Annotated in this window: 17 protein-coding genes; 11 read left to right on the top strand and 6 right to left on the bottom strand. The window is 59.6% G+C overall.

Features of this window, described 5'->3' with window-relative positions; genetic code table 11:
- The first annotated feature begins 274 nt into the window (after positions 1-274).
- Together TL5118_RS08465 and TL5118_RS08470 are read left to right on the top strand one after the other, a co-directional pair.
- Positions 275-2,530 carry an NADP-dependent malic enzyme gene (locus TL5118_RS08465; protein WP_058243801.1) on the top strand — a complete coding sequence of 752 codons (2,256 nt, stop codon included), beginning with the start codon at positions 275-277 and terminating at the stop codon, positions 2,528-2,530.
- Positions 2,531-2,680: 150 nt separating this feature from the next.
- The gene (locus TL5118_RS08470; protein ID WP_058243802.1) at positions 2,681-3,568 is read left to right on the top strand and encodes a ribokinase; all 888 of its coding nucleotides are present in this window, start codon (positions 2,681-2,683) and stop codon (positions 3,566-3,568) included.
- A 22-nt stretch (positions 3,569-3,590) separates the two neighbouring features.
- Here TL5118_RS08470 and msrA read toward each other — a convergent pair whose 3' ends face one another.
- On the bottom strand, positions 3,591-4,253 hold the full coding sequence (gene msrA / locus TL5118_RS08475) for a peptide-methionine (S)-S-oxide reductase MsrA (protein ID WP_058243803.1): 663 nt from the start codon (positions 4,251-4,253) through the stop codon (positions 3,591-3,593).
- Between the two features lie 162 nt (positions 4,254-4,415).
- On the opposite strand from msrA, the gene TL5118_RS08480 reads away from it, so the two are divergent.
- Both TL5118_RS08480 and TL5118_RS08485 read left to right on the top strand, forming a co-directional pair.
- A complete protein-coding gene (locus tag TL5118_RS08480; protein WP_058243804.1) occupies positions 4,416-5,327 on the top strand; it encodes a D-amino acid aminotransferase in 912 nt (303 codons plus the stop codon).
- A complete protein-coding gene (locus tag TL5118_RS08485; RefSeq protein WP_058243833.1) occupies positions 5,327-6,043 on the top strand; it encodes a sulfotransferase-like domain-containing protein in 717 nt (238 codons plus the stop codon). Before TL5118_RS08480 ends, TL5118_RS08485 begins: the two co-directional genes overlap by 1 nt.
- Positions 6,044-6,057: 14 nt before the next feature.
- Here the strand turns inward: TL5118_RS08485 and TL5118_RS08490 are convergent, their stop codons facing one another.
- The 3 genes from TL5118_RS08490 to TL5118_RS08500 all read right to left on the bottom strand — a co-directional run bounded on the left by TL5118_RS08490 (position 6,058) and on the right by TL5118_RS08500 (position 8,163).
- Entirely contained in the window at positions 6,058-6,519 is a 462-nt protein-coding gene (locus tag TL5118_RS08490; protein WP_058243805.1) for a GNAT family N-acetyltransferase, read from the bottom strand.
- A 40-nt stretch (positions 6,520-6,559) separates the two neighbouring features.
- On the bottom strand, positions 6,560-6,841 hold the full coding sequence (locus TL5118_RS08495) for an SCP2 sterol-binding domain-containing protein (protein WP_058243806.1): 282 nt from the start codon (positions 6,839-6,841) through the stop codon (positions 6,560-6,562).
- 95 nt (positions 6,842-6,936) lie between these two features.
- Entirely contained in the window at positions 6,937-8,163 is a 1,227-nt protein-coding gene (locus TL5118_RS08500) for an argininosuccinate synthase (protein ID WP_058243807.1), read from the bottom strand.
- Positions 8,164-8,254: 91 nt separating this feature from the next.
- On the opposite strand from TL5118_RS08500, the gene TL5118_RS08505 reads away from it, so the two are divergent.
- Together TL5118_RS08505 and ilvA are read left to right on the top strand one after the other, a co-directional pair.
- Positions 8,255-9,079, top strand: a complete 825-nt coding sequence (locus tag TL5118_RS08505) for a hypothetical protein (protein WP_131727425.1) — start codon at positions 8,255-8,257, stop codon at positions 9,077-9,079.
- A gap of 69 nt (positions 9,080-9,148) precedes the next feature.
- Positions 9,149-10,396, top strand: a complete 1,248-nt coding sequence (gene ilvA / locus TL5118_RS08510; RefSeq protein WP_058243809.1) for a threonine ammonia-lyase IlvA — start codon at positions 9,149-9,151, stop codon at positions 10,394-10,396.
- 10 nt (positions 10,397-10,406) lie between these two features.
- Here ilvA and TL5118_RS08515 read toward each other — a convergent pair whose 3' ends face one another.
- Complete coding sequence (locus tag TL5118_RS08515) at positions 10,407-10,760, bottom strand: Hpt domain-containing protein (protein WP_165590033.1); 354 nt, start codon at positions 10,758-10,760, stop codon at positions 10,407-10,409.
- A gap of 114 nt (positions 10,761-10,874) precedes the next feature.
- On the bottom strand, positions 10,875-11,309 hold the full coding sequence (locus TL5118_RS08520) for an NUDIX hydrolase (protein WP_058243811.1): 435 nt from the start codon (positions 11,307-11,309) through the stop codon (positions 10,875-10,877).
- Positions 11,310-11,474: 165 nt separating this feature from the next.
- Here TL5118_RS08520 and hslO point away from each other — a divergent pair, with 165 nt between their 5' ends.
- The 5 genes from hslO to TL5118_RS08545 all read left to right on the top strand — a co-directional run bounded on the left by hslO (position 11,475) and on the right by TL5118_RS08545 (position 17,604).
- Positions 11,475-12,470, top strand: coding sequence for an Hsp33 family molecular chaperone HslO (hslO, locus tag TL5118_RS08525; protein ID WP_058243812.1), 996 nt, complete (start codon positions 11,475-11,477; stop codon positions 12,468-12,470).
- Positions 12,457-13,056, top strand: a complete 600-nt coding sequence (locus TL5118_RS08530; RefSeq protein WP_058243813.1) for a CoA pyrophosphatase — start codon at positions 12,457-12,459, stop codon at positions 13,054-13,056. The genes hslO and TL5118_RS08530 overlap by 14 nt, the downstream gene beginning before the upstream one ends.
- Positions 13,053-14,213 carry a CCA tRNA nucleotidyltransferase gene (locus tag TL5118_RS08535; RefSeq protein ID WP_058243814.1) on the top strand — a complete coding sequence of 387 codons (1,161 nt, stop codon included), beginning with the start codon at positions 13,053-13,055 and terminating at the stop codon, positions 14,211-14,213. The genes TL5118_RS08530 and TL5118_RS08535 overlap by 4 nt, the downstream gene beginning before the upstream one ends.
- Before the next feature lie 226 nt (positions 14,214-14,439).
- Complete coding sequence (locus TL5118_RS08540; protein ID WP_058243815.1) at positions 14,440-16,302, top strand: ABC transporter ATP-binding protein; 1,863 nt, start codon at positions 14,440-14,442, stop codon at positions 16,300-16,302.
- 72 nt (positions 16,303-16,374) lie between these two features.
- A complete protein-coding gene (locus TL5118_RS08545) occupies positions 16,375-17,604 on the top strand; it encodes a class I SAM-dependent RNA methyltransferase (RefSeq protein WP_058243834.1) in 1,230 nt (409 codons plus the stop codon).
- The last annotated feature ends 37 nt before the right edge of the window (positions 17,605-17,641 follow it).

Here is a 17,641-nt window from a genome sequence, read left to right on the forward strand (position 1 = left end):
GGCGTCACTGCTGCTTTGGCCCCGGCCACCCCATGTCCCCCTTGGGTTTCTTTCGCGTGACAATACTGGGACCGCGAAACAGGGGGAAGGGCAGATTGCACGGGTGCGTTCGTTCGGTCCCATTTGAAGGAGTTTCAAATTCCCGTCAGATTGCAGGTTTGCTAGCGATAACAGTAGGGTTTGGGCGGATGAGATCCGCTGCAAGCGGTTGAGGCCGAGGGCCGCAACAGGTATGCAGGCGTGAACTTAGAAATTTTCGGAATGAAAAACCGCCATGACAAAGCAGAAAATTACGTCAAGTGAGGCTTTGGCCTTTCATTTGGAACCGACACCCGGAAAGTGGGAGGTTCAGGCCACCGTTCCGATGACCACCCAGCGTGACCTGTCGCTGGCCTATTCGCCCGGTGTGGCCGTCCCCTGTGAGGCGATCGCCGAAAACCCGGAACTGGCCTATGACTACACCAACAAGGGTAACCTTGTTGCAGTGATCTCCAACGGGACCGCGGTTTTGGGTCTGGGCAATCTGGGTGCACTTGGCTCCAAGCCGGTGATGGAGGGGAAATCGGTCCTGTTCAAACGGTTTGCCGACGTGAACTCGATCGATCTGGAACTGGACACCGAAGACCCGGATGAGTTCATCAAGGCGGTGAAGCTGATGGGGCCCAGCTTTGGCGGGATCAACCTCGAAGACATCAAAGCGCCGGAATGTTTCATTATTGAGCAGAAGCTCAAAGAAGAGATGGATATCCCGGTTTTCCACGATGACCAGCACGGCACCGCCGTGATCTGCGCCGCCGGTCTGATCAACGCGCTGCACCTCAGCGGCAAGAAGATCGAAGATGTGAAGATCGTCCTCAACGGGGCTGGTGCGGCAGGGATCGCCTGTATCGAACTGCTGAAAGCCATGGGCGCGCGGCATGAGAACTGCATCGTGTGTGACACCAAAGGTGTGATTTATCAGGGCCGTACCGAGGGTATGAACCAGTGGAAATCGGCCCATGCTGTCGCAACCAAACTGCGCACGCTCGAAGAGGCGATGGAGGGCGCAGATGTCTTCCTGGGCGTTTCCGTCAAGGGGGCTGTGACGCAGGACATGGTGCAGGCCATGGCTGATGATCCAGTGATCTTCGCGATGGCGAACCCGGATCCGGAAATCACCCCTGAGGAGGCCCATGCGGTCCGCCCTGACGCTATCGTGGCCACCGGCCGGTCTGATTACCCGAACCAGGTGAACAACGTTCTGGGCTTCCCTTATCTGTTCCGCGGTGCGCTGGATATTCATGCCCGTGCCATCAATGATGAGATGAAGATCGCCTGCGCCGAAGCCTTGGCCGAACTGGCCCGTCAGGATGTGCCGGATGAGGTGGCGATGGCCTATGGCAAAACGCTGAGCTTTGGCCGGGATTACATCATTCCCACGCCGTTTGACCCGCGTCTGATCCACATGATCCCGCCGCGTGTTGCCAAGGCAGGGATGGACACCGGCGCGGCGCGCCGTCCGATCATTGATATGGATGGCTATGAGCTGTCGCTGAAATCGCGGATGGATCCGACCGCCAACGTGATGCGCGGTATTCATGCCCGCGCCCGCAAGGCACAGGCGCGGATGATTTTTGCCGAGGGGGATGATCCCCGCGTATTGCGTGCTGCGGTGCAGTACCAGCGGTCCGGCCTGGGCAAGGCGCTGGTGGTGGGCCGTGAGCCCGACGTGAAAGAGAAGCTGGAAGCGGCAGGCATGGCCGATGCCGTGCGTGAGCTGGAGGTGGTGAACGCCGCCAACACCCGCCACCTGGATCAGTACAAAGACTTCCTCTACCAGCGTCTGCAGCGCAAAGGCTTTGACCGCCACGATGTGCACCGTCTGGCCAGCCGTGACCGGCATGTCTTCTCATCTCTGATGTTGGCGCATGGCCACGGCGACGGTCTGATCACCGGCGCAACCCGGAAATCTGCGCATGTGCTGGAACTGGTGAACCACGTCTTTGACGCCGATGCCGCCAACGGCGCGGTTGGTGTGACGGCGCTTTTGAACAAAGGCCGGATTGTGCTGGTGGCGGATACGCTGGTGCATGAATGGCCTGATGAGGAGGATCTGGCGACCATCGCGGAACGCTCTGCCGATGTGGCCCGTCACATGGGGTTGGAGCCGCGCGTGGCGTTTGTCAGCTTCTCGACCTTTGGCTATCCGGTGTCGGAACGCGCGACCAAAATGCATGTCGCTCCACAGGTGCTGGAACGCCGCGGTGTTGACTTCGAGTTTGAAGGCGAAATGACCGTCGACGTGGCGCTGAACCCGCAGGCGCAAGAGGCCTATCCGTTCCAGCGCCTATCTGGTCCGGCCAACATCCTGGTGGTGCCGGCGCGCCACTCGGCCTCGATCTCGGTCAAGTTGATGCAGGAAATGGGCGGGGCAACGGTGATTGGTCCGATCCTGGCGGGCATCGATAACTCGATCCAGATCTGCTCAACCAACTCCACCGCCAATGACATCCTGAATATGGCAGTTCTGGCGGCCTGTAAGGTGGGTTAAGCCCGAACTACTTAAATTGGAAACGCCCGGTAGAGTGATCTGCCGGGCGTTTTCTTTTGCGGCGGGTTAGGGCCACGCCCGGGCAAAAGGCCGCTTGCAATCTCCCCAATTCTCCCGTCAATCTGGCGCTTCACTTCAAAGGGGCGTGACATGGCACTCTGGAACCTTGGCTCAATCAACGCGGATCATTTCTATCGGCTGGATCACATCCCGGCGCCGGGGGAAACGATCCTGAGCGGCGGGCTCAGCACCGGATTGGGCGGCAAAGGGGCCAATATGTCCGTGGCGGCGGCCCGTGCGGGGGGACGGGTGGCGCATATCGGGGCTGTGGGCCGGGATGGCCAGTGGGCGATCGACCGGCTGACTGAATATGGCGTCGACACCCGCCCGATTGCCAAACTGGACGCGCCCACGGGCCACGCCATCATCATGTTGGACCCACAGGGCGAAAACGCCATCATCGTGCATCCCGGCGCCAATGAGGCGATCGGCGAAGATCAGATCGGTCTGGCCCTGTCAGAGGCGGCGCAGGGCGATATGCTGGTGATGCAGAATGAAACCAATGCGCAGGCGTTTTCGGCTGAAACAGGGTCTAAACTGGGGCTGCGTGTTGCCTATGCCGCCGCCCCGTTTGATGCGGATGCCGTACGTGCGGTTCTGCCCTTTATCGACGTTTTGGTGCTCAATGAAATTGAAATGTCGCAGCTGCAGGCCGCTACCGGCCTCAACCCCTCGGCCGAGATGGGGGTGGCCACGGTTGTGGTGACCAAAGGCGAAAAAGGCTGCACGCTTTACGATCAGTCCAATGGCTGGGCGGCGCAGGATTTTCCGGCGATCAAGGTGGATCCGGTGGACACCACCGGGGCAGGTGACACGTTTACCGGCTATTTCCTGGCGGGTCTGGATCGCGGCGCCAGCAATACTGAGGCGATTGAACTGGCGATCAAAGCCTCAGCATTGATGGTCACCCGTCAGGGCACCGCAGATGTGATCCCGGATTTGAAGGACGTGCTGGATTGGCAGCCCGGCGCGGCGTGAGGGGGCCAATGGCCCCGCTCCGTTACTTGTTCGCAAATGGTGCCGCATCACCCCAGAGGGCTTTGACCCGCTGGTCGCGGCCACAGGCATCGCGGTAACGTTTGTAGGCTTTGGATTGTTTGATCGGGCCAAACCGGGTCAGCACAATCTTGGACCCTTTGTAATAATCCTGATGGTAGGCTTCAGCCTCATAAAACCGGTTGGCGTCCAGAATAGGCGTCACGATTTTCTGCCCCAGCGCGCTTTGCGCTTCGGCTTTGACCTTCTCCGCCAGGGCCTTTTCCGATGGTCTAGAGACGAAAACAGCGGTGCGGTAGCTTTCGCCGCGATCACAGAACTGGCCGCCGGCATCCGTGGGATCAACCGAGCGGAAGAACATCTGCAACAGCGCCTCACGGCTGACTTGGGCGGGGTTAAAGGTGATCTCAACCGCCTCATAATGGCCGGTGCCGCCTTTGCCGATCTGTTTGTAAGTCGGGTTCTTAGTGGTGCCGCCGGTATAACCAGAAACCACTTCAATCACGCCGGGGACGCTTTCGAAGTCGCTTTCGACGCACCAGAAACACCCGCCCGCGACAATCAACTCCTCTGTCTGGGCGGCCTGCAGCTTGCCGCATTGGGCGATCAGCCCAACACCAATGGCCAGAGCCAGTAAAGCGGGTTTGAAATCGTTAATGCGCAACATCGGCGGTCCTCCTGATCGGTGCGGTTAAGCTTGCAGATGTTGGGCGTGGGCGAAAGATAGGCTCACAGAAGCTTGAGGCGGTGTGAATTGGCCTTGGGATCCAAAATCCACTTTCCCCCACCCGGCCCGCAGATTAGCCTGTCCCAGCAAGTAGGAGGCACCATGCAAGAAGACCACGTCAGCACCCATCAGGCCGAAGAAGATGCCCGCAACGAACAGATCCTGATTTACCTGAACGGTAAGATTGTCCCCAAGGCCGAGGCGGTGGTTTCGGTTTATGACAGCGGGTTCATGCTGGGTGATGGTATCTGGGAGGGGCTGCGCCTCTACAACAACACATGGGCCTTTCTGGACGATCATATGGACCGGTTGTTTGAGGCATCGCTGGCGGTGGATCTGGACATTGGCATGACCCGCGAACAGGTGATTTCGGCCTTGTTAGAGACGCAAAATGCCAATCGCATGACCCACGACGCCCATGCCCGGCTGATGATCACCCGTGGGTTGAAGGTGCGCCCGTTCCAGCATCCCAGCCTGTCGCAGACCGGGCCGACGGTTGCGATCATTATGGAACATTCCAAACCCTCGATCCCGCGCCCTATTCGGCTGGCCACGGTGCCGCATCAGCGCGGGCTGCCGATGACGCAGGATCCGAAACTCAACTCTCATTCAAAGCTGAACTGCATTTTGGCCTGCATCGCCGCCGAAAAGGCTGGCGCGGATGAGGCGCTGATGCTGGATGTGCATGGCTTTGTGAACACCACCAACGCCTGCAACTTTTTCATTGTACGGAAGGGGGAGGTTTGGACCTCCACCGGGGATTATTGCATGAACGGCATCACGCGGCAGAAGGTGATCGACCTCTGCCGCTCTAACGGCATCCCGGTGCATGAGAGGAATTATTCGCTGGTCGATACCTATGGCGCGGATGAGGCGTTTCTGACCGGCACCTTTGGCGCGCAAACGCCTGTAGGGGACATTGACGGCCGCCAGATCGGTGATGGCCAGATGGGGCCGATGACCAAGAAGATCCGCGCGCTTTACAAAGAGCTGATCGAACGGGAATGCGCCTGATGCGGATCGCGATGTGGTCTGGCCCGCGTAATCTGTCCACTGCGATGATGTACAGTTTCGGCGCCCGTCGGGACTGTGCCGTGGTGGATGAGCCTTTCTATGCCGCCTATCTGAAAATGACCGGGATTGAGCATCCTATGGGGGATCAGGTGATGGCCTCCCAGCCGCAGAATCCTGCGGTGGTTGCGCAGTCTCTTCTAGACCCTATTCCGGCAGGAAAGCCGCATTTTTATCAGAAACACATGTGCCAGCATATGATCCCCGGCGTACCGCGGGACTGGATGCGCCAGGTGACCAATGTCTTTCTGATCCGCCACCCGGCGCGGGTGATTGCCAGCTTTGGGGCTAAATATGACAACCCCACGCTCAGCGACATTGGCTTCACCCAACAGACGGAGCTGTTTGAGGAGGTGTGCCATTTCGGTGAACCCCCCGTGGTGATCGACAGTGACGATATCCGCCGCGATCCTGAGGGCATGTTGCAGCGGCTCTGCGCGGCTATCGATCTGCCCTGGGATCCCGGAATGCTCAGCTGGCCAGTGGGAGGGCATCCGGATGATGGGGTTTGGGCCGCGCATTGGTACGGCGCGGTACATCGTTCAACCACCTTCGCGGCGCCGGATGCGGACATACCGGAACTGCACGGTGCAGCGGCGGAGTTGCTGGAGCAAGCCTTGCCTCATTATCAGCGATTGGCGGAAATTCGGCTGGGTTAGAGCCTATTGCGCGTTCAGGCGACGTTGCACAGGATGTGCAGCTCGCCGTCGATCACCTTGCCGGTTTGGTGAAACCCAAGGTGTTCGTAAAACGCCATGTTGGAGTTTTCGCTGTCCACCACAGTGGCCGCCAGCCGCGGCAAGCCCCAGGCGTGGGCCTGTGCCCGCGCGGCCTCAATCGCGGCTAGACCGTAGCCTTTGCCCTGTTCCTCTGCGGCAATCATCAATCGCCAGAGGAAAGCCGCATCCGGATCGTCCTGCGGATCCAGTTCTGCGGCCTGATGGGGATGCACCATCGCCATCAGCCCCACCGGCTGATCCTCAACCCACAGACCCCAGACATAGCTGCCCGGTTCATAAGCAGCCTGCGCCAGGGTGACGGCATTGGGGGCGACGAGGTTCTGCTGCCAGTCCTTAACCTTGAGGCGGATCAGCGGGTTTACCGTGTCGCGGGTGATCTCTCGGAGTGCAAGCATATCACCAGCCTAGTGGCCCGTGACTGCCGCTGGCAAGGGCTTACAGCAGCTCTTTGAGCTTCAGCGCGATGGCAGGATTGCCGGAGACCTTCAGCTTGCCCATCATCACGGCGGTCATCGGGTTCAGGTTTCCGGTGACCAGCTTGGCCAGATTGTCCAGCGACAGTTTCAGGGTGCAATCGGTGTCCCGATTTTCCAGACCGACGTGACCATCCGCGATCACCACCTGACCCAGATCACCGCAGTCAAATTTCAGGCTGTCGGCAAACCCACTGTGGGTCACACCCTTCTGCACCAGTGCAGCAATCTCTTCCAAGGTCATCGGTTTCCCCCCAAATAAAAACGCCCCCCTGTGCTAGGGGGGCGTCTCAAATCCAACAACACTGACGCATGGTCAGCCTGTTACATGACCAAGGGTCAGTCTTTCAGGCGACGGTCCCGTGCGGCCAGCAGTTTCAGGCGCAGGGCGTTCAGCTGGATGAAGCCGGCGGCGTCTTCCTGGTTGTAGGCGCCTGCATCCTCTTCGAAGGTCACGTGGGCCTCGGAGTAGAGGGAATGATCGCTGTCGCGCGCCACGGTGAAGACCGAACCTTTGTAAAGCTTCAGGGTCACGGTGCCGGTGACATGCTCTTGCGACTTGTCGATCAGCGCCTGCAGCATCTCACGCTCGGGCGAGTACCAGAAGCCGTTGTAGATCAGCTCCGCGTAGCGCGGCATGATCGAATCCTTCAGGTGGCCTGCGCCGGAATCCAGGGTGATCTGTTCGATGCCACGGTGCGCCTGCAGCAGGATGGTGCCGCCGGGGGTCTCATAGACGCCACGCGACTTCATGCCGACAAAGCGGTTTTCAACGAAGTCCAAGCGACCAATGCCGTGCTTGCGGCCATAGTCGTTCAGCGCGGTCAGGATGGTGGCGGGGCTCATCGCTTCGCCGTTGATGCTGACGGCGTCGCCTTTTTCAAAACCGATGGTGATGATTTCAGGCGTGTCAGGCGCATCTTCCGGCGCAACGGTGCGCTGGTAGACGTAATCGGGGGCTGCTTCGGCCGGATCTTCCAGCACTTTGCCCTCAGAAGAGGTGTGCAGCAGGTTGGCGTCAACGCTGAACGGCGCCTCACCCCGTTTGTCCTTGGCGATCGGAATCTGGTGCTGTTCAGCAAATTCCAGCAGCTTGGTTCGGCTCGACAGATCCCATTCACGCCAGGGCGCGATTACGGTGATGTCGGGGTTCAGCGCATAGGCTGCCAGTTCGAAACGCACCTGGTCGTTGCCTTTGCCGGTGGCCCCGTGGGACACGGCATCAGCACCGGTTTCAGCGGCGATTTCCACCAAACGCTTGGAGATCAGCGGACGTGCGATCGAGGTGCCCAGCAGGTATTCACCCTCATAAAGGGCGTTGGCGCGGAACATCGGGAAGACGAAGTCACGTACGAACTCTTCGCGGACGTCTTCAATGAAGATGTTTTCCGGCTTGATACCCAGCATCTCGGCCTTTTTGCGGGCGGGCTCCAGCTCTTCGCCCTGACCGAGGTCAGCAGTGAAGGTGACAACTTCGCAACCGTATTCGGTTTGCAGCCATTTCAGGATGATCGAGGTATCGAGGCCACCGGAGTAGGCCAGGACAACTTTCTTGGGCGCGGACATGACGACCTCTGACACGTTAGAATCTGTTTAATCGCAAGCGCGATAGCGGGTTTTGGACCCAAGGGCAAGGTGGCGTGGGGTCTGTCGGGGTGTGGACGGGTTGTTGTGGCGCAAAGGTTGTGGTTTTGTCCGCGCAAACGACTTTGAGGTTAAGGTGCTTGGATTAAGACTCTTTATGCTCTCGGCGCGGATGGTGGCTAACAACTGGCAGGCGGCGCTGCAGATTGTTGTATTGCCGTTCAGTCTTGTAGTGATTTCAGCGATTGCATTGGGTTTGGTGACAGGGGTCGATGTGGCTTCAATTTGGGCTGGCAATATCAATGCCGAAAACACCGATGGTCCCGTATTGGTGGCTTTGTCACTCTTCGGGCTCGCTTATGCCGTTATGTGTACCTGGATCGCTGTCTATTGGCACCGTTACATCCTGTTGGAAGAGTTGCCCAAGGGGTTTGTCTATCAGGTCGATTGGACTGCAATCTGGGCCTACTTGGTGAAGGGCTTTGTGCTGTCAATGATGACCCTGATTCCGGTGTTGATTTTGGTCGTCCTAATAACCGTCGTGTTAGCTGGTGCCGGCAGTTCCACCGATTTTCTTGGACCGATTGCTGGCGTAGTTGTACTTGTCTTGTTTATGCGTTCATTTATCGTTTTGCCCGGGCTCGCAATTGGGCGAAAAATGACATTGCGGGAAGGTTGGCAGGCCGGTGCCGGCCATATGCCTGCCTTTGTTCTCATTGCAGTTATTGAGCTGCTCATCGGCAAAGCCAATGAAGCGATTCCAACCTCGCTGGTTCCAGCTGTACCGCTGATTGGATTTGTTTTGTCCTTAGTGCTTGGAATTTGCCTTCTCCTGATCAGTGTCAGCGTTCTCACCACACTCTATGGGTACTTTGTCGAGAAACGTGCGATCCCCTGATCCCGTATACTTCGGCACAGTTGCCCCAAAGCGCTTGCCTTTGGGGCAGGGGTGTTTCAAGACAGGCGCATGAGCGATTTTCTGAAAAAGGCCCGCGTGGCCGAGCAGCAGATGCGGGCCCTGTTCCCGGCGACGCCACTCCAGCGCAATGATCACCTGTCGTCGATTTACGGCGCAGAGATTTGGTTGAAACGCGAAGACCTGAGCCCGGTGCGCAGCTACAAGATCCGTGGCGCGTTGAACGCCATGGGTAAGGCCTTGGCGCGCGATCCTGCGCTTGAGGTGTTTGTCTGTGCCTCCGCCGGCAACCATGCGCAGGGCGTGGCCTATGTCAGCAAGCATTTCGGCGTGAAGGGCGTGATTTTCATGCCGGTCACCACGCCGCAGCAGAAGATCGACAAAACCCGCATGTTCGGCGGTGAAAACGTCGAAATTCGCCTTGTTGGGGACTATTTTGATGCCTGTCTTGAGGCCGCTCAGGACTATTGCAAAGAGGCGGGCGGCTATTTCCTGTCCCCCTTTGACGATCTTGATGTGATTGAAGGCCAGGCCAGCGTTGCGGCGGAAATGACCGCGCAGCTGGGGCGGGTGCCGGATATGGTGGTTCTGCCTGTGGGCGGTGGTGGCCTGTCGGCGGGGGTGACTCGCTACATGGCGGAGGTCGCACCGGGCACGGATTTGCGTTTTGTTGAACCGTCAGGCGGGCAAAGCCTGCGCGCGGCCCTTACCGAAGGCCATCCGGTGAAGCTGAACCATGTCGACAGTTTTGTGGACGGCGCGGCGGTGGCGCAGATCGGCCAGCATCCTTTTGCGGTGCTGAAAGACACGCCTTTGGTCAAGATGCTGGATGCGCCCGAAGATCGGATTTGCACCACTATCATTGAGATGCTGAACCTAGAAGGCATCGTGCTGGAACCTGCCGGTGCCCTGTCTGTGGATGCGCTGAAGGATCTGAAGGATGAGGTTAAAGGCAAAACCGTGGTCTGCGTCACCTCTGGTGGCAACTTCGATTTTGAACGCCTGCCTGAGGTCAAGGAACGGGCACAGCGTTATATGGGGATCAAGAAATACCTCATCCTGCGCCTGCCACAGCGCCCCGGCGCGTTGAAGGATTTCCTGAATATACTGGGACCCGAAGACAATATCGCGCGCTTTGAGTATATGAAGAAAAACGCCCGCAACTTTGGTTCGGTCCTGATCGGGATCGAAACCACCGAGGCGGCGAATTTTGAAGCGCTGTTTGCCCGCCTGGAGGACAGCGATTTTGTCTACTCTGACATCACCGAAGATGAGAGCATCGCAGAGTTTGTGATTTAATGCATTCCGGTCAGGCGGCGACGTGGACCGACCATTCGCCGTCAAAAACTGAGATGGAGCGATCAAAACACTGCAGCAGCGCATGGAGTGGCGCGGCGGCCTCCTGCGTGTCTTTCAGATGCAGGGTGTTGAGGCCTTGAACGTGCCGCTCCACCTCACGGCATTTGTCGGCCAGATCGGCAAAGCCCAGGTTCATTGCCGCTGACTTCAGCCGGTGCAGATCCGCCTCAACCGTCAGCGGATCAGGCGCCTGTAGCTTTTCCACAATCGGATGCAGCTCATCCAGCAGCTGCTCCATCACCTCAGAAAACTCAGCCGCACCCAGTTCGGTGTAGAGTTCCTGTACCCGTTCCCAATTGATCATGATGCCCTCCATCCAGTAATCAATCTCTGGTTGAGCGAAGCTTCTCAGCGAATCGTTAAGCCTTTATGAAGACGCGGGCGTATTGCGGGGGGTGCTCTGGGGCGGAGGCCGTGGTCAGAGCAGCTGGGCCAGGAAATGGCGATCGCCGGGATTGCCCAGCAGGGTCACGGCCTCCTCAATCGGTAGCCAATGGGCACTGTGGCCGGGTTCCAGCGGATCACTGTGACGGCGCACGGGATGGGCCAGATAGATGGTGCAGATCTTCTCCGCCCAGAGGTCATATTCCGGCATGAAGGTGTAGCGGCGAAACGCACCCAGACGGCGGGGATAGGCAATGGACCAGCCGGTTTCTTCAAACACCTCACGATGCAGGGCGATCTGCGGTGATTCCCCCGCATCGATGCCGCCGCCGGGCAGCTGAAACTCGGGCTCAGGGTCCTGTTGATGGGTCAGCAACACCTGCCGGCCACGGGGCAGGATCACATAGGCGCCGGGGCGCATTGTGTAACGTTTGTCGGGTCTTGGCGCCGTGCCAAAGCGTCGGATCATCGCGGCGAGTCCTTCTGTTTCTACGGGTCGAACCGGGTCTGGAATGGCCGCCCCTTGGACTGGCGCTTGTCCTGCCTATATTCAGCCTGTATGCCATGCCACCAAATTCTTGAGCCACAGACTGCCGCGCCCTCTATGCCAAGCGTCGGCGTATAAGGAAACCCCATGTCACTTGGATCGAAACTCGCCTGGGACGACACCGTTCTGCCGTTCCAGTTGGACCACGCCGATATTCGCGGTCGCGTCGCCCGTTTGGACGGTGTGCTGAGCAATGTGCTGAAGCAGCATGACTACCCCACCATTGTTGAGGCGCTGGTGGCTGAAATGGCCCTGCTGACGGCATTGATCGGTCAGACGGTTAAGCTGCGCTGGAAACTGTCGCTGCAGGTGCAGTCGGACGGTCCCGTGCGGATGATTGCCACCGACTACTATGGCCCCACCAACGAGGGCGAACCGGCCCGTATTCGCGCCTATGCCAGCTTTGATCCGGATCGGTTGACCGATTCTGCCCCGTTTGAACAGCTGGGCAAAGGCTATTTCGCGATCATGATCGATCAGGGCCAGAACATGACCCCCTATCAGGGGCTGACCCCGCTGGCGGGCGCGTCACTGGCGGAATGTGCCGAAGCCTATTTCGCCCAGTCCGAGCAGCTGCCGACCCGGTTCCAGCTGTCCTTTGGTCAGTCGGTGGAGCCCGGTGTGGGCGAACATTGGCGCGCCGGTGGCGTGATGCTGCAGCATATGCCGAAAGCCTCGCCCTTCGCCAAAGGCGAAGAGGCGACCGGCGATGATGGCTTGATGCATGCCCGCGATCTGGTGGATGGCGAAGACGGTGAAAACTGGAACCGTGTGAACATCCTGCTCGACTCGGTCGAGGAGCTGGAGCTGATCGGCCCGCAGGTGACCCCGGCGACGCTGCTGACCCGCCTGTTCCATGAGGAACAGCCGCGCGTCTATGATCTGCAGCCGGTGACCTTTGGCTGCACCTGTTCTGAGGATCGCGTGCGTCAGTCGCTGTCGATCTACTCGGCCAAGGACATCGAGAAGATGACCACCGATGCAGGCCGTGTCACAGCGGATTGCCAATTCTGCGGAGCCCATTACGATCTGGATCCCAAGACGGTCGGATTGGAGGCAGCAAAGGCCAATGGCAACACATGATCCCCTTGTGGGTGTGAAACAGGCGCTGGGCCGACCCAGCGCCGAGTCCTCTGATTTTGACCTGAACCCCGATGTTTCCCTGCCCGCAGGGCGCAAGCTGCGCCCTGCGGCTGTGCTGGTGGGGTTCATTGATCGTGGCGCTGGCCCCCATGTGGTGCTGACCAAGCGTTCATCCCGGCTGAAACATCATCCTGGTCAGATCGCCTTCCCGGGTGGGAAAGTGGATGAGGGCGATGTGGATGTGGTGGACACCGCTCTGCGCGAAGCCTGGGAAGAGGTGGGGTTGCGCCGTGATCAGGTGGAGGTCTTTGGCACGCTGCCACGGCATGAAACGGTCACCAGCTTCACTGTGACGCCAGTTTTGGGCCGAATTAGTGACGACTTTGCGCCCGTAGCAGAACCAGGCGAAGTGGATGAGATCTTTGAGGTGCCGCTGGCCCATCTGGCGGATCCGGCCAATTATCTGGTGCAGTCGCGGCGCTGGCGCGGGCAGCGGCGGTATTACCATACGGTTCCTTGGGGGCCCTATTACATCTGGGGGGCAACGGCCCGGATGCTGCGCGGCCTGGCGGAGCGGATGGTATGAAGGTCACCGGCGATTGGTTGATTGATCCGGCCACGCAGGCGGTCTGCGCCATGCTGAGTGATGCTGGCTATCAGGCGCATTTTGTTGGCGGCTGCGTGCGCAACGCTTTGATTGGCGCCCCGGTCAGTGATCTGGACATCGCAACAGATGCGCGCCCTGAAAAAGTGATGGAACTGGCCGAAGCAGCCGGGCTAAATGCCATCCCGACGGGCATCGATCATGGCACGATTACAGTGGTTTCGGGTCGAATCCCGCATGAAATCACCACCTATCGCAAAGACGTGGAAACCGACGGCCGCCGCGCTGTTGTGGCCTTTGCTGATACGATGGTCGAAGACGCCGAGCGGCGCGATTTCACCATGAACGCGCTTTATTGCGATGCCGACGGGCTGGTGGTGGATCCGCTGGGGCAGGGGCTGGCCGATCTGGAGGCGCGGCATCTGCGATTTATCAACGACCCGGAAATGCGGATCCGTGAGGATTACCTGAGGATCCTGCGCTATTTCCGGTTCCATGCCTGGTATGGCGATCCGTCCGAGGGTCTGGATCCCGAAGCCCTGGCCGCAATTGCGGCGAATTTGGCTGGAATAGAGACACTTTCGCGCGAACGGGTGGGGGTAGAACTGATCAAGTTGCTCTCTGCGCCGGCACCGGAACAATCGGTTGCCGCGATGCGCCAGTCCGGGGTTTTGGCCATGGTGTTGGACGGTGTGGACGATCGGGCGCTGGCGCCTTTGGTCCATCTGGAGGCTCAGGCCGGCCTGGATCCCGATGGCATCCGGCGCCTGGCTGCCCTTGGCGGGCAGGGTGACGGGCGCGAATTGCGCCTGTCCAATGCGCAGCGCAAACATTTGGCGCTCTATCGCGACCAGATAGGCAGCAGTGAGGGCCCCGGCGCGCTGGGCTATCATCATGGCGCAGCCTTGGCGCGTGACATTCTGGTGTTGCGGGCCGCGATGCTGGAAATACCCCTGATGCCGGGGGCGTTCGCCGCTGTGGATCGCGGTGCCGGGGCGGCGTTTCCGGTGAAGTCAGCGGATCTGATGGACCGGTTTCAAGGCCGGGCATTAGGGGATGAGTTGCGTCGGTTGCAGAGCCTTTGGATCGCGTCTGATTTTTCTGCTACTCGGGATCAGTTGTTGGGCCAAGCCCCATAGAGTGCACCTGCGCAAAGCGCCTGTGCGGGGCGGTTTAGCGCTTGCCCTTTTGGGGCGCGTGCTATCTGAATGCGGGCCATAGATACCCTATCCAAATTTGAGCCCGGTGGATCGACTTGCGCAGAGCACGCAACATCCGCTAGCCCCCCATAGCCCGCCGACGTCTGGTGGGTTCAGGCAGCCAAGGCGCACATATTTTTGGATCTTACCAAGCCAAAGGTTTCCGATGTCCCGTCTGTTGTCCCGTCTCAATATGTTTGACCCGTTTGCCCGCGCAGAAGGGCCGCCGCCGGACACCCTGTTTGCCTTTGTACGCTGGTCGCTGAAAGGCGCCGGGCCTGCGCTGAGCCTGGCGATTGTGCTGGCGGTTCTGGCTGGCGGGCTGGATGCGACGACCGCGTACCTCCTGGGGTGGGTGATCGATATGGCGACAGCCAGCACGCCTGAGGCTTTCTTTACCGATGCCAGCTGGCTACTGATCTTCATTCTGGTGTTTTTCCTGGTGTTTCGCCCGGTCATCCTGGGCCTTTCGGCCCTAGCGACGGGCTATATCGTGACGCCAAATATCAGCCCGCTGATCCTGTCGCGGCTGCACCGCTGGACGCTGGGGCAATCGGTTGATTTCTTTGACAATGACTTCGCCGGGCGGATTGCGCAGAAACAGATGCAGACGGCGAATGCGCTGACGCAGGTGGTGTCTGAGGTCATTCAGGTGGTGGCCTTTGTCTTCGCAGCGGCCGCAGCGTCCTTCGCGGTGCTTTTCGCCATCGATTGGCGCATGTCGCTTGCCTTTGTCCTGTGGTTTGGCCTCTACGCGATGGTGCTTCGGATCTATCTTCCGCAGGTGCGTGCCTATGCCAAACGCCGGGCTGGGGCGCGTGCGACGGTCAGTGGTCAGGTGGTGGACACTGTGACCAATATCAAAACCGTGAAGCTGTTTGCCCATGCCGATCACGAAGATCAGGCCGCATTAGACACGATGCGGCACTACCGCGATCTGTCACTGCAGTTCGGGTTCCTATCCGCGACGTTCCGGACGGTTCTTATGCTGGTGGGGGGCACCATTCCGGTGCTTCTGGTTGGCTTGGCGCTGCTTTTCTGGTCGCGGGGGCAGGCCAGCGCCGGTGACATCGTGGCAGCCGGTGCCGTGGCGCTGCGGCTGTCACAGATGACCGGCTGGTTCAGCTTTGCCCTGATGGGGCTATATGCCAGCGTTGGCGAAGTTGAGGATGGGATGAAGACCCTAACCAAGCGGGATCGGCTGGAAGATGCCGCGGATGCCACCCCGCTGTCAGTCACCGCGGGGGAGATTGCCTTTGACAAGGTGAGCTTTGCCTACGGGCGTGAAATCGGCGGGGTCAGTGATGTCAGCCTGACGATCAAACCGGGCGAAAAGCTGGGCATCGTCGGCGCGTCGGGGGCGGGTAAGTCAACTTTGGTGTCGCTGCTGCTACGGCTCTATGACAGCGAAAATGGCGCCGTTTCCATTGACGGGCAGGATCTGCGCGGGGTGACACAGGAAAGTCTGCGTCGGCAGATTGGCATGGTCACGCAGGAAACCGCGATGTTCAATCGCTCGGCGCGTGACAATATCCTTTATGGCCGCCCAGAAGCGGATGAGGCCGCCCTGATCGGTGCAGCGGAACAGGCCGAAGCGCATGCGTTTATTCTGGGCCTGCGTGATGGCGAAGGCCGTGAGGGCTATGACGCATTCCTTGGCGAGCGCGGTGTAAAACTCTCCGGTGGACAGCGGCAGCGGATTGCCCTGACCCGGGCGATTATCAAAGACGCGCCTATTCTGGTGCTGGATGAGGCAACCTCAGCCCTGGACAGCGAAGTTGAGGCCGCCATCCAAACCGCGCTGGAGCGGGTGATGGAGGGTAAAACCGTACTGGCCATTGCACACCGCCTGTCGACGATTTCGCAGATGGATCGCATCATCGTGCTGGATCAGGGTCGCATCGTCGAAGAGGGCACCCATGCGGAGCTGCTGGCGCAAAAGGGGCTTTATGCCCGCTATTGGGATCGCCAGTCCGGTGGTTTCCTAGGCGCGGATGACACGGTCGGCCAACCCAAGGCGGCTGAGTGAACGGCTGAGGTGAACGGGCCCTATCCGCAATAGGGGCTAGTGCAACCGGGGCGCTTTGGCTATGAGCGCCCCATGCAGACATATCAGATCACACGTTTGGGCCATCAGGGTGATGGCATTGCGCAAACCGATGCCGGGCCGGTGTTTGCACCGATGACCCTGCCGGGCGAAGAGGTTACCGGCACGTTGGATGGGCAGCGGCTGCGCGATGTGCGCATTGTCACCCCGTCTGAGGATCGGGTTTCTGCCGACTGCCGTCATTACAAAAGCTGTGGTGGCTGTCAGTTGCAGCATGCCTCGGATGCATTTGTCGCCGACTGGAAGGTTGGGGTCGTGCAACAGGCGCTGGCGGCGCAGGGGCTTGAGGCCACGTTTCGCCCGATCCTGACCTCACCGCCGCAGACCCGCCGCCGCGCCAGCCTGTCGGTCCGGCGCACCAAGAAGGGCGCGATGGCCGGGTTCCACGCCAAGGGGTCCGATGTGATCGTGCAGGTGCCTGATTGTCAGCTGCTGCATCCCGAACTGATGCAGGCCATGGCTGTTGCGGAAAAGCTGGCGATGATCGGCGGCAGCCGTAAGGGTGAGTTGAGCGTTCTGGCCACCATGTCTGAAACAGGTTTGGATCTGGCAGTGACTGGCGGCAAGCCGCTGGATGAACAGCTGCGGATCGATCTGTCAGCTGAGGTAGAGGCCTTTAAACTGGCCCGGCTTGCCTGGGATGATGAGGTGGTCGGCCAACGTGAGCCGCCATTGCAGGTCTTTGGCAAGGCGCATGTGTCGCCGCCGTCTGGGGCGTTTTTGCAGGCGACCCCGCAGGGTGAATTGGATCTCTTGGCCACTGTGAAGGAAATCGTTGGTCCGGCAAAACAGGTCATCGATCTTTTTGCAGGGTGCGGCACCTTTGCCCTGCCTTTGGCGGAAACGGCGGAGGTGCATGCGGTCGAAGGGGAAAAGGCCATGATGGCCGCTCTTGATCTGGGTTGGCGCCGGGCGCAGGGGCTGAAAAAGGTCAGCCATGAGGCGCGTGATCTGTTCCGCCGCCCGTTGATGCCGGATGAGCTGCAAAAGACCGATGCTGTGGTGATCGACCCGCCCCGTGCCGGGGCCGAAGCGCAGGTGCGTGAACTGGCAGCCTCGGCGGTGCCGGTGATTGCCTTTGTGTCCTGTAACCCAGTGACATTCGCGCGGGATGCTAAGATTCTGCTGGCCGGGAACTATCAGTTGCACTGGGTGCAGGTGGTGGATCAGTTCCGCTGGTCATCGCATGTGGAACTTGTCGCAAAGTTTACCAGAAAAGCCTGAAGCGGCACGAATTGTGCTACGGCACAGGTGTGAAATG

Source organism: Thalassovita autumnalis, from assembly GCF_001458255.1.
Lineage (GTDB): Bacteria > Pseudomonadota > Alphaproteobacteria > Rhodobacterales > Rhodobacteraceae > Thalassobius > Thalassobius autumnalis.